Here is a 17,515-nt window from a genome sequence, read left to right as displayed (position 1 = left end):
TGCTTTTCTTGATATATTTGTACTAAGCTTGACTGCTTTAGGTTTGCATCACGGTTCCTGCCATAACTGGTCATGCAGGTGCCGCCCCTCATTGCTTGGTATTTACTATATTCATAAAGGTCGCTACATGAAATCATCGCGCATGCAACTCAGCAGCTTGAGTCTGTCCCTGGCACTGGCTTTTACTACCCTGGTGCATATCCCGCCAGCCATCGCGACTGAAAATGCGGCGACGGCCAAAGCCGTGCTGCCTGCCGGTGTGCAGTTTGTTCGTCAGGTCGAGGGTATAGATGAGTACCAGCTGGCGAATGGCATGCGCGTTTTGCTGGTACAAGATGCCAGCAAACCAACCACGACCGTCAACATTACTTACCGGGTTGGCTCGCGCCATGAAAATTATGGCGAAACCGGCATGGCGCATTTGCTCGAACATCTGATGTTCAAGGGCAGTAAAGCCCACCCTCGCCTGTGGGAAGAAATGTCGCAACGTGGCGTGCAATTCAATGGCACGACCTGGCTGGACCGCACCAATTATTATGAAACCTTTGCGGCCAAGCCTGAAACGCTAGCCTGGGCCATCAGCATGGAAGCTGACCGTATGGTCAATTCCCGTATTTCTGGCGAAGACTTGAAGACTGAATTCTCGGTCGTGCGCAATGAAATGGAAAAGAATGAGAATTCCGGTGTCGGCATCCTCATGCAGCGCGTCATGTCAGCCGCCCATCAGTGGCATAACTACGGCAAGGACACCATAGGCGCGCGCACTGACGTCGAGAATGTCAACATTCCGCACCTGCAGGCTTTCTGGCGTAAATACTACCAGCCTGACAATGCCACCCTGATCGTGGCGGGTGCTTTTGACGCCAAACAGGCGCTGCAATTGATTGCCACCCAGTTTGGCAAAATACCGAAGCCAAAACGTGCACTGGAACCTACATATACATTAGACCCTGTGCAGGATGGAGAGCGAGATGTCATCGTGCGCCGCGTCGGTGATTCACAAGTGATCGCGGCGCTGTATCACACCGTGCCTGCTGCGCACCCAGATTATGCCGCAACAGAAGCGCTGGCGCTGATCCTCGGTGACACACCGAATGGCCGTCTGTATAAAGCCCTGGTTGAAACCAAGAAAACTGCGGATGTCTTCCCTTGGGCAGCCAATCTCGAGGAACCAGGCTTTTTGATGCTGGGGGCAAACTTGCGTACCGAGCAAAACCTGCCAGAAGCCAAGAAGATCTTGCTGGACACCATAGAGAGCTTTGACAAGTCACCAGTCACTGAAGCAGAACTGGCAAGGGCAAAAGCCAAGCTGGATTCAGACATTGCCCAGGTCTTCAATGATCCTGAAAAATTTGCCGTATCCCTGTCTGAAAACATCGCCTCTGGCGACTGGCGCTTGTTCTTCCTGTTCCGTGACCGCGTCAAGGCACTTAAAGTGGATGATGTGCAACGCGTTGCCACTACCTGGCTCAAATCCAGCAACCGCACCTCGGGCAGTTTTATCCCTACCGAGAAACCTGACCGTAGCCCGGCACCTGCCAAGGTCGCAGTGGATGAGCAAATCAAGCAATTCAAACCCGGCGTGGCGATCGCCCAGGCAGAAAACTTTGTCGCCTCTGCCGACAATATCGACAAACGTACTGTGACAGGCGCGCTCAGCAATGGCTTGAAGTATGCGCTATTGCCCAAGACCACACGCGGTAATACTGTCGTGCTGTCCATGCATATCAACCTGGGTGATGAAAACAGTTTGAAGGGAAAAGCCGGTGCCGCCGAGCTCGCCGCTGCCATGCTCAGCCGTGGCACAGAAAAGCTGAGTCACCAGCAATTTACCGAAGAACTCGACAAGCTCAAGGCCAAGCTGCAAATCAATGGCAATGCGACGATGGTGAATGTCCAGGTAGAAACCATACGCGATAATCTGCCACGCGTACTGGAACTGGTGCGCGATTCCCTGCGCCAGCCCGCCTTCAATGAAGCTGAATTCACACAACTGTTGAATTCGCAACTGGCACAACTGGAAGAGTCCCGCAAAGAACCGCAGTCAGTCGCTGTTGATGCCGGTAAAAAAGCCCAAAACATTTATTCCAGCGATGACCCGCGCTACTATCGCAGCATCGATGAACAAATTGCTTACCTGAAAACGGCCAAACTGGCCGATGCCAAAGCATTCTGGAAAGAGTTCTATGGTGCCAATCATCCAGGCCAGGCGCAAATTGCCGTAGTGGGTGAGTTTGATGCCAACAAAGTAAAAGCAGAATTGCAAACTGCCTTTGGTGACTGGAATACGCAGAAAAAATTCACCCGCGTTGCCCGACCTTATCAGGCCACCAAGGCAGATGATAAACAAATCATCACACCGGACAAGGCAAACGCCTTCTTCTATGCTGGCATGCAACTGCCGCTGGGCATCAAGCACCCTGATTACCCTGCGCTGGTTTTGGGTAACTACCTGCTGGGTGGCAGCGCCAATTCACGCATACTGAACCGCATCCGTCAAAAAGATGGGGTCAGCTATGGTGGTGGTTCCGGCTTCAATGCATCTGCCCTGGATGAAGTAGCGACTTTCTCAGTAGGCGCTATTTATGCACCGCAAAACCGTGCCAAGCTGGAAACCGGCATACGCGAAGAAATCAACCGTGTACTGACTGAAGGCTACACACAAGCAGAACTGGAAGATGGCAAGAAGAGCCTGATCCAGCAATACCAGCTCGAACGCAGCCAGGACGCCGCACTGGCACCAACACTGGCGAACAATCTCTACCTGGGCCGCAATATGCAATACCGTGCGGAAGTAGAGAAAAAGATACAGGCACTGACCGTGGCACAGGTAAAAGAAGCCATGGCCAGACACTTGGGATATGAAAAAACCGTGCGCGTGTTTGCGGGTGATTTTAAATAATCAGTTTTAGTAGTTTTTAAAAAGTGGGCTTGCACGTGATTCTGTGCAAGCCTTTTTTATTAGAACTCATTTCATAAATATGAATGAGATGCGTTTGCCTCATAACACGGACCGGTAACACGTTTGTGGTTGTCAATTGTGGCACTATTTTCAATAAATCCAATGTTGTCTGATACGTGTTATGAGGCAAACCCTTCGGGAACTGACGATTTGGGTGCATTGCTGCGTTGCGTCCTTTGCTAAGGCATGAGCCTTAGCTGCAAGCCACGCCTTGCACTGCATCCCAAATCGCCTTGTTCGCACTCATCCCTATTTATGAAATGAGTTCTACCATCCTCACTGCTCATCATGCTCAACAACACCACTGACGCTTACCAGTTGCTGTCAAAACTTGGCGCAACAGAACGCCTGCTTACCCATGTCAAACTGGTCGGTGAAGCGGCAGATTTGCTGATCGCACAATTTGAAGACATGGGCCTGGCATTCGATGCAAATCTGATACGCCTAGGCGCCGCCATACACGATGCCGGGAAAATCCTGCATCCCCATGAACTGGATGGCCCTGGCTCACAGCATGAGCCTGCTGGTGAAAAAATGCTGCTGGAACAAGGCGTGCAGAGTATCGTCGCCCGCTGCTGTGTAACTCACGCACAATGGCAGGGAGAAGGCTTGAGCCTGGAAGAATTAGCCGTCGCTACAGCAGACAAGTTATGGAAGGGCAAGCGCGAGGCGGAGCTCGAAATGAAACTGATACAGGCTATCGCACTACAAAAGCAAGTCGATCACTGGGATATTTTCACCATGCTTGACGACGCATTTGAAACCATAGCCGCTGGGGGCAGTGACAGACTGGAACGCAGCAGGTATCCAACTAGCACTTAACATTGTCCCACCCTGAATTACCCTTCACAAATATCAAAGATCATCAAACAGCATGCCCTGGCTGACTTGCCGCTCATTACTGACATCGGCCTCTCTGACCAGCGCACTGGCCCTGACGCCTAACAGGCGAAAGCGGTGTTCCAGCGCCACCCGGCGCAGGCATTCCCCGGCCGTCCTGCGGATGACAGCAGGATCAGCCGTGGCAACAGGAATGGTGATGTCACGCGTAGAGATACGAAAATCGGTATAACGGATCTTGATACCCACGGTTTTGCAGCGGTAACCCTTTTTTGTTAAATCTCTCGCCAGGCGGGTGCAGAGATCAGTAAAAATCTCGGTCAATACCGCCCTGTCATGCACGGCATGCAAGTCGCGGTCAAAGGTGGTTTCCCTGCTGATGACCTTGGGCTCTGACTCTGTAGAAATCTCCCTGTCATCAATGCCACGCGCGGCGTTATATAGCCAGCCAGCATAATTGCTGCCAAAAGTCGTTTGCAGCAACCCAAGGTCCGCATTGAACAGTTCGCCCACGGTGTTAATACCCAGGCTTGCCAGGCGCTCGGTTGCTTTTGGCCCTATGCCATTCACTTTTTTTACCGGTAAGGGCCATATCCGCGTTGGCACGTCTTCCATATTCAATATGGTCAGGCCATCAGGTTTGTCCAGGTCAGAGCCTATCTTTGCCAACAGCTTGTTAGGAGCGACACAAATTGAGCAGGTCAGGCCGGTTGCCTCAGCAACGGCCCGCTTGAGGCTGCTTGCCAGTTCGCGCGTTTCTTGCGGATGGTCACTCAGGTCAATATAGATTTCATCTATGCCGCGATTTTCAATTTTCGGTGCAATCTTGCCGACCGCTTCTTTGAACAGCCGGGAGTAATGACGATAGGAATCAAAATCTGTCGGCAGCAGATACACATCCGGTGCCAGCTTTGCTGCTTTCATGATACCCATCGCAGAAAATATACCGAGCGCCCGTGCTGCATAGGTCGAGGTAGTAGCGACACCGCGCCCTACATAGTCTTTGATGCGCGAAAACTCATGCGTGCCATCACCTCTGGGAATCGGACGATGTGAAGAACCGCCGCCTATGAGTACAGCCTGCCCCTTGAGCTCTGGATATCTTAACAATTCAACGGATGCATAAAAGGCATCCATATCCAGATGGGCAATCCTGCGTGGTTTAGTATTCATGGCAATCAAGCATTGCCTTGCAATGCATCATGGTCTGCGTCGTGCGACTGATCATTAGCTGCCGCTGGGTAGCAAGAACGTCACACTGTATAAACATTTTCAAGAACTGCGCCACTTAAAGAATTAATAAAATGAAAAGCAAGATCAAAAACTGGATTAAAACAGGAATTAGCTATTTTATCCTGAATTGCACAAATAACTGAACATCCATACAGCAAAACCCGATTTTTCATCAAACAGAGAATTACAGCCACATACTGTTTAAGCTAAGATAGACTCATCCTGCATTTGTCGCTTTTTCCTGCGTTTTCTAATGGATTAATGATGAAAAAACTGCTTTCCCTGCTTTTTGCATTCAGTCTGATACTGGCTGTCAGCCCGGCCAGCGCTGCCCCACCTCAGGCTTATGATGAAACTGCCGACGCCCAAGCAGCGATCAACAAGGCCCTGGCAGAAGCCAAAAAAGTCGATAAAAAAGTCCTTGTCATCTTTGGTGCCAACTGGTGCAAGGATTGCCTGGAGCTCGACAAATCCATGCATGGCAAGAATGAGCCTCTGCTGGCCACCAAGTTCATCACCGTTAAAGTGAACGTGGGCCAGTTTGACAAGAACAAGGAGCTGGTGGATTTTTATGGCAATCCTACCAAGAAGGGCATACCCGCTGCTGTCTTGCTGAGGCCAGACAATAGCGTGCTGTTTGCCTCCAAAGGTGGCGAGCTGTCGAATGCACGCAAGATGAGCGAGCAGGGCGTGTATGATTTTTTTGACGAAATCACTGCCCTTTACCGCTGAATAGCATAAACAGATATGGAAAAGACTACCTGGCATGTCTGAGTTACCTGCAATGTCAGCCGAGCTTGCACCAGAAGAAACCGAGCTGGCGGCATTGCAACGCAGTCACGCCTTGCTGTCCAATTTTTCCCGCTGCCTGCCGGGCATGTTTTATCAGTTCCGCCGTTATCCGGACGCCCGCTTTTGCCTGCCCTATGCCAGTGAAGCAGTAGAAACCTTTTTTGGTGTCAAGGCAGAGCAATTGCGTGAAGATGCCAGCTTAATGTTCGCCAAAGTGCATCCCGATGATTTGCCCAAAATGATCGCGACCGTGCGCAAGTCCTTTGCCGAACTCAGCCCCTGGCACCAGGAATACCGCATCATTGCCGCTGGCCAGCCAGACCGCTGGGTAGTAGGCGACGCCACACCGGAACGCCTGCCTGATGGCAGTGTACTGTGGCATGGCTTCCTGAGTGACAATACCGAACGCAAACTCACCGAGCAAAGACTGCTGGCCGCCGAACGCCAGCGCAGCCTGGTCATGAAAGCCTCGAACCAGGGTTTGTATGACATCAATCTGCAAACCGGTGACGGCAGCTTCAGCCCTGAATATTTGCAGATGCTGGGCTATGAACCTGGCGACTTTAGCCATCCACAACAGTTCTGGGATTATTTCTGGGGCACTGGTGTCCACCCCGACGATGTCGCGAATCTGAAACATGCCTATAAGGCCCATGCAGCAGCAAAGGGCGCGGCCGATTACCACGCCGAGTTCAGGCAAAAAAACAAGGCTGGCGAGTGGCGCTGGATCATGTCGCTAGGCAGCATCGTTGAATGGGACAGCAAGGGCAAGCCCTTGCGCATGGTTGGCACCCACATCGATATCACCGAGCGCAAACAGACCGAGGAAATGCTGAGGCAAAACCAGGAGCTGCTCGAGTCCAACAAAAACCGTTATAAAGAACTTGCCAGGGAACTGGAAATCCTCATCACCAATGCCCCGGTGGGCATCATGTTTGTCAGCGATGGTGTCATCGTCCGGGCCAACAAGGCACTGGCAGAGCTATGCCGCTTCCCTGATGCCCAGGCCATGATAGGCGTGAAGACTACCTTCCTGTATCAGGGGCCAGACGATTACGCTGCCTTCAGTGAAAAGGTAGTGCCCGGACTGCAGGCCGACGAACTCGTCGAACTGGAGTGGAAATTAAGGCGGTTTAATGGTGAATCTTTCACTGGCCGCGTGGCCGGACGTGCCCTGCCAACCGAGAGCTATGTGCGCGGTGCCGTCTGGATGATAGAAGACGTCACCGAGCAAAGGGCAACCCTGGACGCCTTGCGCACCAGCGAACAGCGCCTGCAAAGGCTGATGAATTCCAGCCTGATCGGCATCATCCAGGGTAACGAAGCAGGCCAGATACTGGAGGTGAATGATGTATTTACCCAGTTCAGCGGCTATGACAGGGATTATCTGCTGACCCAGGACAGCGCCTGGGCAACCCTGTTGTCACCACAGGATTTGAAGATCTGCCAGCAAGCCTATAAAGACTTGATACAGACTGGCACCACCGCCCCTTTCGAAATCATGCTGCTGCAAAGCGGGAATACCGGAGTACCCATCCTGGTCGGTCTCAGTCATCTGGAAAATTCTGAGCGTGGCTGGGTCGCCTTTGCGATGGATATCAGTGACAGGCTGCGCATGAACCGTTTGAAGACGGAATTCATTTCCGTCGTCAGCCATGAATTGCGCACCCCACTGACTTCGATACGTGGATCCCTGAGCTTGCTGGAGTCAGGCGTCAGCGGCGTCTTGCCCAAGCAGGCCGAGCACCTGATACGCATCGCCCACAATAACAGCAAGCGCCTGATCACCCTGGTCAATGACATTCTGGACATGGACAAGCTGGCCAGCGGCAAAATGATCTTCCGCTCAGAAGCACTGGACCTCGTAGCACTGGTACAAAATGCGCTGGAACTGCATATATCGTACGCCAGTTCACTCAAGGTCAACCTGGTACTCGACCACCACCCGCAACAAGCCTGGATACTGGCTGACCATGACAGGCTCATGCAAGTCATGGCCAACCTGATCTCCAATGCCGCCAAGTTTTCCCGCGAGGGTGAAACAGTGTTATTGCGCGTATTTGGCAAAGGCCCGCGTTACCGTGTTGAAGTTCGGGACAGAGGCGTAGGCATCGCCCCGGAATTCCAGGAACACCTGTTCGAACCCTTCACCCAAGCCGATGGCACGGACACCCGGCAAAAAGGCGGCACCGGCCTGGGCCTGTCCATCACCAAAGCCATGCTGGAAAAAATGCACGGACAAATCGGCTTTGTCAGCACAGCGGGTCAGGGCTCAACGTTCTGGTTTGAGTTTGATGTGTATCGTTGAACACGAGAATATCATTCAAGCTTTACCCATTGAGGGCGCTTCAATATTCATCAAAAAACCAATAAATAATATTAAATTAATATAATTTATTAACAACATCACCCAGTTCCCATGTATATTGAATATTGAGATTTATTCGATTTTTAGTCTACAAAGATGCAATGAGTTCTTTCAAAACGCTCTCTTACAGAGGTTGGCATGTACGATCAATCGTTCAATCAAAATTCCATTCTCAGAGTTCTTCGCAAAAGCGACTTTAATGATCATCCAGCATTGCGGCAAGAGCCCATTAAAGATGAGATGGTTTTAAGATCTATCGAACGCGCTAGGATTGGCAAATGGAATGTATGCCCGCTATCGGTAAATGTTTTACGAAAAAAACCTGTTTATGCCTTTACCAATTTTTACGATGAATTATTAATCCGAAAAATTAATAATAATATTCGCCAATATTGTGATTTTCGGCATCCAGCAAGAACATCTATTATTTCGAATGTTGCAAATATTGTTAGTGAGGGTGTAAATTATATTTTATACAGACTGGATGTCAAAAGTTTCTACGAATCTTTTGACATCAATGACGTTTTAAAAAAAGTTACCTCAATACCCCAACTAAGTGGCCCATCGAAGGCACTAGTAATCAATCTCTTTGAGCATTTTCGGGCAATGGGTGGCACCGGAATTCCTAGAGGCCTTGCGGTGAGCGCAACTCTCTCTGAGTTGATGATGAAAGATTTTGATGAAAGCATAAGAAAAAATAAAAATATTTTTTTTTATTCTAGATATGTTGATGACATCATAATCATTACTAACGCAACTGAAGATCCGCCAAATTTCATTAAAAACATCAACTTAAAACTGCCAAATGGACTGTCTCTGTCCCGAAATAAAGAATTTTTTAAACTCGTTGATAAAGTAAAGGGAGACTCAGCATCAGTCCTTGATTTCGAATATCTCGGCTATAAATTCTCGGTAATAAATCCCGCCCAAAAAAATTGTTTTCGAGACGTTATCTTAGATATTGCTGATAGCAAGGTCGCAAAATTAAAAACTCGAATAATAAGAGCATTAATTGGATATTGTCAGGATTTAGATTTTGATTTATTTGAACGAAGACTTAAATTCCTCGCAGGCAATTTTAGTATTATGGATTCAAATCTTGGTAAAAAGAAATTGGCTGGCATCTATTATAACTATCACTTAGTAAACGCTTCATCTGATAACGGCTTGGAAAAACTCGACAAATTTTTAAAAGCGGCAATTTTATCGAGTAATGGAGCGGTTTTTTCTAACTTTCAACGTAGATTAACATCTAATTTACATCGGCAATCGCTTCTTAAAATTTCATTCAGCGCAGGATTCAAAAACAAAACTTTTTTGCATTTTCCACCTACCTCTTTAGAGCAAATTCAGAAATGTTGGCGATATGCGTAATAAAAAAACCGCAATTAAAGTAGATAAAACTGACTACTGTAGAGTCTTGATCACAGAGACATTACCACAGGAGACTCCAGTCATATTTTCGAATGAAGGTTTTTATCAAAGAGTCAAATCGCAACCTGGTGCAAATGAACCCGTTCTCAAACTAATCATTGATTCGCTTATAGAAAATCAAGAAAATAAATACACTATTCCATTTTTGTATAAGATACGAAAAAATGCATTAGGTTATAGAAGACTAGCGTTATTACATCCTACGTCCCAATGGCGCATCAAAAGTTTTTACGAAAAATACGAAAAGCTAATTTGCTACTACTGCTCACGAAGTAAGGCATCTATACGAGCACCACATCGAATTGCGAGTTCATTTTTCTATAGAAACCCTCTGGGGAATTTAAATCAATATAAATATGGGTCAGTTCACGCAGCGAGTACAGATCTAGTCTTTCGCCACTCGTCGTCTTTCTTCGCATATCAAGGTCATGAACGTCTTTACAAGTTCTTCAATTCAAATGACTTTATCACGCTAGAAAAAAGATATTCCTCCTTATGGTCCATTGATGTAGCCAAATGTTTTGACAGTATTTATACGCACACTATGGCGTGGGCCACAAAAGAAAAAGTATTTGTAAAAAATAATTTATTCAAAGGAATGAGTGAAACTTTCGGGCAAGAATTTGATAAATTAATGCAAAAATGCAATTACAATGAAACGAATGGGATTGTCATCGGGCCAGAAGTAAGTCGAATTTTTGCAGAAATTATTTGTCAACAGATTGATGTCTCTGTCTGCACAAAATTAGAAAGTGAAAATTTAAAACTTGGGGCCGATTATGAAATTCGTCGATATGTCGACGACATTTACATATTCACACTAGCTGAAGAAACATCAAAAAGAATTTTCGAAATTTATTCTGAAGAGCTACTTAAATTCAATCTGCATGTTCATGAGACGAAAACAATAAAGTATGAACGGCCCTTCTTTACAAAAAAATCGCATGTAATACGTGACGTGAATTCGGTCATAAACGAATTCTTTAACAAATTCCTTTCTGATGAAAATGGTAGTAACTCTTTAAAACCGAAAGACGTTTGGCGTCAAGACAATTTGAAGCGAAGCTTTATAGATGCAGTAAAATCAGTTTGTATATCAAATCAAGTTACATACGATGATGTGTCGTCTTACATAATTAGTGCATTTTTAGAGAGAATTAAACGCATCACTAATGTTACAAAAATTGATGATAAAGATCTAAGCAAATATAAAACCGTTTGCTTAATTTTTCTTGAAGTAGTTTTCTTTTTTTACTCCGCTGCTCCAGCGGTAAGCTCGTCATACAAATTATGTGCGTCGATTATTTTAGTGAATCGATTTGCTGAAATGTATCTTGGTGAATATGAGCATACGGTTAAGCAAAGAACCTTTGAATTAGGTATTGAACTATTTTTCGAAGGCTTACCCAAAAAACGCACTAAAGTCGAAAATTTCGTGCACTTAGAAAGCGTAAATGTTCTTCTCGCCATTAGTGAGCTTGGTGACGACTATTTGTTACCAGTCAATACAATTGAAAAAATGTTCGAGCTAAACGAAGATTGCTCTTATTTCGATATCATCACGTGTTTGTTTTATATAAAAAATAGACCCATTTATGCGACTGTAAAAAGGGCATTAACGGTATTAATTGACAAAAAACTGACCCGCATTTCAGGCACTTCAACTCAGGCTGAACAAGCCTGTTTATTTCTCGATGCCATCAGTTGCCCATTCTTAAGTAAATCCAAACGAATAGCTTGGGTTACTAAATTTTGTCGCAATTTTGGCGGAAACTCCATTCCGTCGACATCTGATATTCACAACTTCATAACTACCGCAGTCCTTAATTACTGGTTTGTAAATTGGGAAGAAATTGATCTATTAAATTCGTTGCAACGAAAAGAGTTGAAACGAGTCTACTGATGAGTTAATCTTTGTAGGAGGGGTGTTTCAATATATTCTCCACCACAAAGTAAAGGCTTCGGTCTTCTCTGAAATGGTTATACTTTTTTAGCGAAAAGGTCAAAGCCTTGCACTTAATGAAGGTGAAGTCCTTCGGCTTATCAAAGAGCAACACATACTTGTTGTACACACTTAGGATTGAGGAATGCCTCTCACCCGTTAATCTGCTGCATAGTTCCTAAATATTCGACAATGTAGATATCATTAATTCCTGTCTAAATTCCGAAGGCGTCAGATTCACTGCCCGCTTAAAAGCGCGGCGAAAACTGCGGCTGTCTGAATAATGTAATTGTGCGGCGATGTCGTCCAGGCTCATGTCGGTGTTACGCAAATAATGCCTGGCTTTTTCCATGCGCAGGCTTTCTGCGATCTGGAAGTAAGAGCAGCCTTCACGCGCCAGCAGTCTATGCAGGGAGCGCTCGCTGATGCTCAATGCACTAGCCAGTTCAGGCACACTGCGGTAATCGCATTGCAGGCTGACCAGTTTGTGCAAAAGGCTTTGCCTGCCTGTCAGGCCGACTGCGGCCAGCTCTGCATCGCAGCGCATTTTGCTGCTGGCGGCGAGGTCAGGGTCAGGGTTGATCAAGAAGGTATCGAGTACCTTGTTGCTGACGATGACGCGGCTGACATCGGCACCATAGACGACGGGACATCCAAAGAAACCTTCGGCAACAGAACGGCTGGCTTGCCTGTTACCACGCAACTCCACTCTGTCGATGTGCAGGGCCGCGCCACACAGGGCACGGCTGACGTTGATGGCGGTTGCCAGGTGATCTGCATCCAGGAAATCCTGTAACTCGCCATCATCAAACAGAGGTCGCGCTGTCAATACCGATGTGTGTTCACCAGGCTCCAGTTGCAATTGCACCATGGCACCGGCGATCAACTGGTACTCCAGGCCAAAATACATGGCCTCTGACAATGTCGCTTGCGCCAGCATGCCACTCGCCATCGCACCGAGTGCTGGCAGGGACTTGCGGGCGCCGGATAATATTCCCAGGTCTGCGCCACCATGATGCCGTGCCTGCAACAAACTCTCCCTGGCTTGCGCATAGCTGATGCGTACATCCTCAGGCGGGCGGCCTTCTGCATTGAGGCCCAGCGCCGGGAACATGTCCTGCAAACGCCAGTCACGCTCACGGCCTATCGCCAGCAAACCCGAAAACGGGTGGGCCGGAAATACTGCATCCTGTACTGAGAGCACTTTGTTGTTCATCTGCGCATTCGCTGCAAGCTGGCAGGATTTGTCCTTACGTTCTGGAGTCTGAAGATTTAATATCCTAAGCTACACCGGAACTCAGATTTCGGCAATATAGTGTGAACTACAATAATATTAAGAGACAATATGACAACTACTACACCCGACTACATCGTCGTCGGTGGCGGCTCCGGCGCTTGTGCCGTGGCTGGCCGCCTGACGGAAGACCCAAATCTGCATGTGACCATACTCGAATCCGGTGGCAAGGGTGATAGCTGGGTAGTCAATACCCCGGCGGGTGTAGTGGCGATGCTGCCGACCAAGCTGAATAACTGGGCTTTTGAAACCGTGCCACAGCCCGGCCTGAATGGCAGGCGCGGTTACCAGCCACGCGGCAAGATGCTGGGTGGCTCGTCAGGCATCAATGCGATGGTGTATATCCGTGGTCACAAGCAGGATTATGACCAGTGGGCAGCTTTGGGCAATACTGGTTGGTCTTTTGATGAGGTCTTGCCCTACTTTAAGAAGTCCGAAAACAATGAAACCCATGGCGGCCATTATCATGGCCAGTCTGGCCCGATGCATGTCAGTGAATTGCGCAGCGACAATCCTTACCAGCAGATTTATCTCGAAGCGGCCCGCCAGGCTGGTTTCAATATTAATACCGACTTCAATGGTGAAGAACAAGAGGGCGTAGGCATCTACCAGGTCACCCAGCACAATGGTGAACGCTGGACAGCAGCCCGTGGCTACCTGCACCCACATATGGGCAAGCGCAGTAATTTGCAAGTGGAAACCGGCTGCCATGTGACGCGCATACTGTTTGAAGGCAAGCGTGCCGTTGGTGTGGAATACCGGCAAGGCGGACAGACCAAGACCCTGAAGGCAGGCAAGGAAATCCTGCTGGCGGCAGGTGCCTTCCAGACGCCACAATTGCTGATGCTGTCTGGCGTGGGTGATGGCAAGGCCTTGCAAGCGCTGGGGATACCCGTGGTACATGACCTGCCCGGCGTAGGCCAGAATTTGCAGGATCATCCTGACTTCGTTTTCAAATACCGCGCCAAAAGCCTGGATCTATTAGGTATTTCTGCTGGCGGCAGCGTGCGCATGGTGAAGGAGTTCAGACGCTATCAAAAGCAACGGCGCGGCTTGCTGACCTCGAATGGCGCTGAGGGCGGCGGCTTCCTGAAGACCGATCCTGGTCTGAGCGCGCCCGACATACAACTGCATTTTGTGCTGGCCATGCTGGATGACCATGCACGCAAACTTCATTTGGGCCATGGCTATTCCTGCCATATGTGCCTGTTACGCCCTAAGAGTGTCGGTGAAGTGACGCTGGACAGCAAAGACCCCATGGCTGCGCCGCTGATCAACCCGCGCTTTCTCGAGCATCCGGATGATATAGAAAACATGGTCAAGGGCTTTAAACTGACGCGCAAACTCATGGATGCACCGGCTCTGGTAGCAGCCCGTACCAGTGACTTCCAGACGGCGAATGTGCATACTGATGATGAGATACGTGCAGTCCTGCGCCAGACCAGCGATACCGTGTATCACCCCATAGGCACTTGCAAGATGGGTGTGGATGCGATGGCCGTGGTCGATCCGCAATTGCGCGTGCATGGCATGACAGGCTTGCGCGTCGTTGATGCGTCCATCATGCCCACCCTGATCGGCGGCAATACCAATGCCCCTACCATGATGATAGGGGAAAAGGCGGCGGATATGATCAGGGCTGCCTTGTAGTCAAAAACAGGCGGGCTATTTGACTTCTACCGTTGCAGCCGTTGCGGTGATTGCCAGGCTGGGCGCGGGCAGGGCTGGTCTGGCCTGCTCAAAGGCATAGCCCATGTTCAGCAATTTTGCTTCTGACCAGGCACCGGCAAACAGTGACAAGCCAACCGGCAAACCCCTGACTGTCCCCATGGGTACGGTCAGGTGTGGGTAACCGGCGATTGCTGCCGGGCTGCTGGCGCTGCCTTCGAGCACGTCACCGGCCTTGTAGTCGATGAGCCAGGCGGTGCCGGTCGTTGGTGCAATCAGGGCATCAAGCTTGTATTTTTTGAGTACGGCATCTATACCCTGCTTGCCAGCGCGCAGCTTGATACGGGCACTGGCCTGGCGATAGGCGGCATCGCTGAGCTTGCCTTTGGCTTGTGCCTGCTCCATCAGTTCCTGCGCGAAATAGGGCATGACGGTGTCGGCATGTTGCTTGTTGAAGGCGATTACGTCTGCCATCGTGCGGGTTGTGACTGTGGCTGGGGTTTTGGCCAGGTAGGCGTTCAGGTCCGCCTTGAATTCATACAGCAAGACCGTCAATTCATCTTTATCCAGCTCTTCCAGATAAGGCAGGTCTATCTGATCTACGACGGTAGCGCCTTGCGCAATCAGGGTGACCAGGGTCTGGTCGAACAACATCTTGGTCGCGGTGTCATAACCATCTACCAGTTTGCGTACTATGCCCAGGCGCTTGCCTTGCAAAGCGCTGGTTTGCAAGCCTGCGGTATAGTCCTTGCTGCGGTGGCGGTTGGCAGCGCGGGTGGCCGGGTCTTGCGCATCGCTGCCAGCCATGACATTCAATAACATCGCCGCATCCCGCACGTTCAGGGTCATGGGACCAGCTGTATCCTGGCTATGGCTGAGCGGGACGATGCCTGTGCGGCTGACCAGGCCTATGGTGGGTTTCAAACCGACCAGACCATTCACCGATGCCGGGCAAACGATGGAACCATCGGTTTCTGTACCGATGGCAGCAGGGATCAAACGCGCAGCTACCGCAGCACCTGAACCAGCGCTGGAACCGCAGGGGCTACGCTCAGGTGCATAGGGGTTGCGGGTTTGTCCGCCGGCACTGCTCCAGCCACTGGTTGATTGCGATGAACGCAGATTCGCCCATTCACTGAGATTGGCCTTGCCAAGAATGACGGCTCCGGCGGCGCGCAAACGGGCTACCACAGGTGCATCCTGCACTGCCAGATTGTCTGCCAGCGCCAGTGAACCGGCGGTAGTCACCATGCCGCGCGCGGCGATATTGTCTTTCAAAAGCAAGGGCAAACCTGCCAGGCTGCCACGTGGTGTTTTTTGCTGATCTACTGCCAATGCGTCTGCCCTGGCTTGCGGATTACGCGTAGTCACCGCCTGTATGCCCTGGTTATATATTTGTATGCGCGCATCATAGCTATCAAAAATTTGCTGTGCCGTGGTTTTACCGGTCTGCAAATCTTGCGCCAGCTCATGCAGGGTCTCGCTGGCAAAGACTTGCTGACCATATAGCAGGGGCAGGGCAGCAAGCAGGCTGAGACTGAACTTTGGTTTGCAAAAATAGATACTCATGAAAAATCTCTTACGTCTCATTGATCAGAATGGTATGACTTGCTTGCTCAGGGCAACGCTGATGATATAGGCAAAAACCAGGATGGCAGCGATAAAAGCAGCAGTGCGTATGGCTGGCGTCTTGCCACGTTTCAAGGCGACTGTGCCAAGAACGATATACAGTATCAGGGCAAATAATTTTGCCGTCAGCCAGTTTTGCTGGAACGGATATTGCCCGCTCAATACTGCCAGTGTCAATGCACTGGCCAGCAAGAGTGTGTCTATGAGATGCGGCAGGATTTTGACCCAGCGCTGGCCCAGCATTGCAGAGCCACGCATTTTCCAGATACCGCGTAGCAGGAACAGGCTGCCACTCAAGCCCACGCAAGTCAGGTGCAGGTGTTTAACGGCGAGATAGCTGATGGGCATGGGGTTTTACTTCCGTGACATTTTTGTGACTGCCATACTAACCGAAAGCCAGCTTTTTTTGTCGCGGTAAGCGCAGTAAGTAAGAGCAAACCCATACCATTTGCGCAACTATCCATTACACTGATGCATATCAATATTTACTGAAAGAAAGCCTGCATGAATTTCCTCAATCTCACATCCCAAGACGGTGCCACTGCAAAAATTGCCAGCCAGGGCGCGCATCTGTGTTCCTGGATACCTGCGGGCGGGGTTGAGCAATTATTCATGAGCCAGACCTCGGCCTTTCAGGATGGTGTCGCCATCCGTGGTGGTGTGCCGGTGGTGTTCCCGCAGTTTTCCAACCAAGGTACTTTACCCAAGCATGGTTTTGCCCGCACTTCTGAATGGAAGCTCTTGCAGTCTGGTTTGCTGGAAAGCGGTGCGGCCCAGGCCGTCTATGAACTGAAAGAAAACATCGCCCGCCTGACTATCTGGCCTTATGTCTTTCGCGCAGAACTGCGCGTCTGCATACTCGGCAATAGCCTGCAAATCCTGCTGGAAATACACAATACGGGCGACACCAATTTCAGCTTCAGCACGGCCCTGCATACTTACCTGGCGGTGCAGGATATTGCAGATGTCAGCCTGCATGGCCTGCAGGGTCTGCATTACCGCGATACCGTTACAGGGGCAGATCATTGCCTGGAAGCGGAGCCCTGCCTGCGTATCAGCGGTGAAACCGACCGCATCTATGGCCATGTTCCGGCCCAGCTGGAATTGCGTCAACCACAACAAAATACCCTCATACGCAGCAGTGGTTTTGCCGATGCCGTGGTCTGGAACCCCGGTGCAGGCGCGGCCAAGATCAATGACCTGCATGCCGGCGGTGAAAACAATATGCTGTGCGTGGAGGCAGCGACGATATTACGCCCCATCATGCTGGCACCAGGTGATAGCTGGAGTGGCAGCCAGACGCTGGAAGTGAAGTCCGCACACAATCAAGCGCACAATTGACAAATGACTATA

General features: G+C 49.6%; 12 protein-coding genes. 8 read left to right on the top strand and 4 right to left on the bottom strand.

The window, feature by feature from the left end; all coding sequences use genetic code 11:
- Window positions 1-127: 127 nt before the first annotated feature.
- Together ACO0LN_RS05060 and ACO0LN_RS05055 are read left to right on the top strand one after the other, a co-directional pair.
- Entirely contained in the window at window positions 128-2,902 is a 2,775-nt protein-coding gene (locus tag ACO0LN_RS05060; RefSeq protein ID WP_422971584.1) for a M16 family metallopeptidase, read from the top strand.
- A gap of 348 nt (window positions 2,903-3,250) precedes the next feature.
- Complete coding sequence (locus ACO0LN_RS05055; protein WP_422971582.1) at window positions 3,251-3,784, top strand: HD domain-containing protein; 534 nt, start codon at window positions 3,251-3,253, stop codon at window positions 3,782-3,784.
- 33 nt (window positions 3,785-3,817) lie between these two features.
- Here ACO0LN_RS05055 and ACO0LN_RS05050 read toward each other — a convergent pair whose 3' ends face one another.
- Entirely contained in the window at window positions 3,818-4,975 is a 1,158-nt protein-coding gene (locus ACO0LN_RS05050) for a DNA polymerase Y family protein (protein WP_422971580.1), read from the bottom strand.
- A 324-nt stretch (window positions 4,976-5,299) separates the two neighbouring features.
- On the opposite strand from ACO0LN_RS05050, the gene ACO0LN_RS05045 reads away from it, so the two are divergent.
- From ACO0LN_RS05045 to drt3b, 4 genes are all read left to right on the top strand, one after another.
- Window positions 5,300-5,767: a thioredoxin family protein gene (locus tag ACO0LN_RS05045; RefSeq protein WP_422971578.1), complete on the top strand. Its 468-nt coding sequence runs from the start codon at window positions 5,300-5,302 to the stop codon at window positions 5,765-5,767.
- A gap of 34 nt (window positions 5,768-5,801) precedes the next feature.
- Window positions 5,802-8,135, top strand: a complete 2,334-nt coding sequence (locus ACO0LN_RS05040) for a PAS domain-containing protein (RefSeq protein WP_422971576.1) — start codon at window positions 5,802-5,804, stop codon at window positions 8,133-8,135.
- 198 nt (window positions 8,136-8,333) lie between these two features.
- Window positions 8,334-9,569 (top strand): antiviral reverse transcriptase Drt3a, encoded by a 1,236-nt coding sequence (gene drt3a / locus ACO0LN_RS05035; RefSeq protein ID WP_422971574.1) that lies wholly within the window; start codon window positions 8,334-8,336, stop codon window positions 9,567-9,569.
- Window positions 9,562-11,532 (top strand): antiviral reverse transcriptase Drt3b, encoded by a 1,971-nt coding sequence (drt3b, locus tag ACO0LN_RS05030; protein ID WP_422971572.1) that lies wholly within the window; start codon window positions 9,562-9,564, stop codon window positions 11,530-11,532. The genes drt3a and drt3b overlap by 8 nt, the downstream gene beginning before the upstream one ends.
- Window positions 11,533-11,749: 217 nt before the next feature.
- Here the strand turns inward: drt3b and ACO0LN_RS05025 are convergent, their stop codons facing one another.
- A complete protein-coding gene (locus ACO0LN_RS05025; RefSeq protein WP_422971570.1) occupies window positions 11,750-12,787 on the bottom strand; it encodes a helix-turn-helix domain-containing protein in 1,038 nt (345 codons plus the stop codon).
- Between the two features lie 129 nt (window positions 12,788-12,916).
- On the opposite strand from ACO0LN_RS05025, the gene ACO0LN_RS05020 reads away from it, so the two are divergent.
- Window positions 12,917-14,515 (top strand): GMC family oxidoreductase, encoded by a 1,599-nt coding sequence (locus tag ACO0LN_RS05020; RefSeq protein ID WP_422971568.1) that lies wholly within the window; start codon window positions 12,917-12,919, stop codon window positions 14,513-14,515.
- Window positions 14,516-14,530: 15 nt separating this feature from the next.
- Here the strand turns inward: ACO0LN_RS05020 and ACO0LN_RS05015 are convergent, their stop codons facing one another.
- Window positions 14,531-16,102, bottom strand: a complete 1,572-nt coding sequence (locus ACO0LN_RS05015) for an amidase (RefSeq protein WP_422971566.1) — start codon at window positions 16,100-16,102, stop codon at window positions 14,531-14,533.
- Between the two features lie 24 nt (window positions 16,103-16,126).
- Window positions 16,127-16,510 (bottom strand): SirB2 family protein, encoded by a 384-nt coding sequence (locus ACO0LN_RS05010; protein WP_422971564.1) that lies wholly within the window; start codon window positions 16,508-16,510, stop codon window positions 16,127-16,129.
- 156 nt (window positions 16,511-16,666) lie between these two features.
- Here ACO0LN_RS05010 and ACO0LN_RS05005 point away from each other — a divergent pair, with 156 nt between their 5' ends.
- The gene (locus ACO0LN_RS05005; RefSeq protein WP_422971562.1) at window positions 16,667-17,503 is read left to right on the top strand and encodes a D-hexose-6-phosphate mutarotase; all 837 of its coding nucleotides are present in this window, start codon (window positions 16,667-16,669) and stop codon (window positions 17,501-17,503) included.
- Window positions 17,504-17,515 lie beyond the last annotated feature (12 nt).

Origin of the sequence: Undibacterium sp. TC9W (genome assembly GCF_049339865.1) — a bacterium.
Taxonomy (GTDB): Bacteria; Pseudomonadota; Gammaproteobacteria; order Burkholderiales; family Burkholderiaceae_D; genus Undibacterium.
Note: the sequence above shows the minus strand (reverse complement) of the source record. Positions and strands in the feature narration are given on the sequence as shown.

What these genes read in the sequence shown, in the direction of transcription:
- ACO0LN_RS05060 (WP_422971584.1), top strand. Translation starts at nt 128, where the DNA reads ATGAAATCATCGCGCATGCAACTCAGCAGCTTGAGTCTGTCCCTGGCA.
- ACO0LN_RS05055 (WP_422971582.1), top strand. Translation starts at nt 3,251, where the DNA reads ATGCTCAACAACACCACTGACGCTTACCAGTTGCTGTCAAAACTTGGC.
- ACO0LN_RS05050 (WP_422971580.1), bottom strand. Translation starts at nt 4,975, where the DNA reads ATGAATACTAAACCACGCAGGATTGCCCATCTGGATATGGATGCCTTT.
- ACO0LN_RS05045 (WP_422971578.1), top strand. Translation starts at nt 5,300, where the DNA reads ATGAAAAAACTGCTTTCCCTGCTTTTTGCATTCAGTCTGATACTGGCT.
- ACO0LN_RS05040 (WP_422971576.1), top strand. Translation starts at nt 5,802, where the DNA reads ATGTCTGAGTTACCTGCAATGTCAGCCGAGCTTGCACCAGAAGAAACC.
- drt3a (WP_422971574.1), top strand. Translation starts at nt 8,334, where the DNA reads ATGTACGATCAATCGTTCAATCAAAATTCCATTCTCAGAGTTCTTCGC.
- drt3b (WP_422971572.1), top strand. Translation starts at nt 9,562, where the DNA reads ATGCGTAATAAAAAAACCGCAATTAAAGTAGATAAAACTGACTACTGT.
- ACO0LN_RS05025 (WP_422971570.1), bottom strand. Translation starts at nt 12,787, where the DNA reads ATGAACAACAAAGTGCTCTCAGTACAGGATGCAGTATTTCCGGCCCAC.
- ACO0LN_RS05020 (WP_422971568.1), top strand. Translation starts at nt 12,917, where the DNA reads ATGACAACTACTACACCCGACTACATCGTCGTCGGTGGCGGCTCCGGC.
- ACO0LN_RS05015 (WP_422971566.1), bottom strand. Translation starts at nt 16,102, where the DNA reads ATGAGTATCTATTTTTGCAAACCAAAGTTCAGTCTCAGCCTGCTTGCT.
- ACO0LN_RS05010 (WP_422971564.1), bottom strand. Translation starts at nt 16,510, where the DNA reads ATGCCCATCAGCTATCTCGCCGTTAAACACCTGCACCTGACTTGCGTG.
- ACO0LN_RS05005 (WP_422971562.1), top strand. Translation starts at nt 16,667, where the DNA reads ATGAATTTCCTCAATCTCACATCCCAAGACGGTGCCACTGCAAAAATT.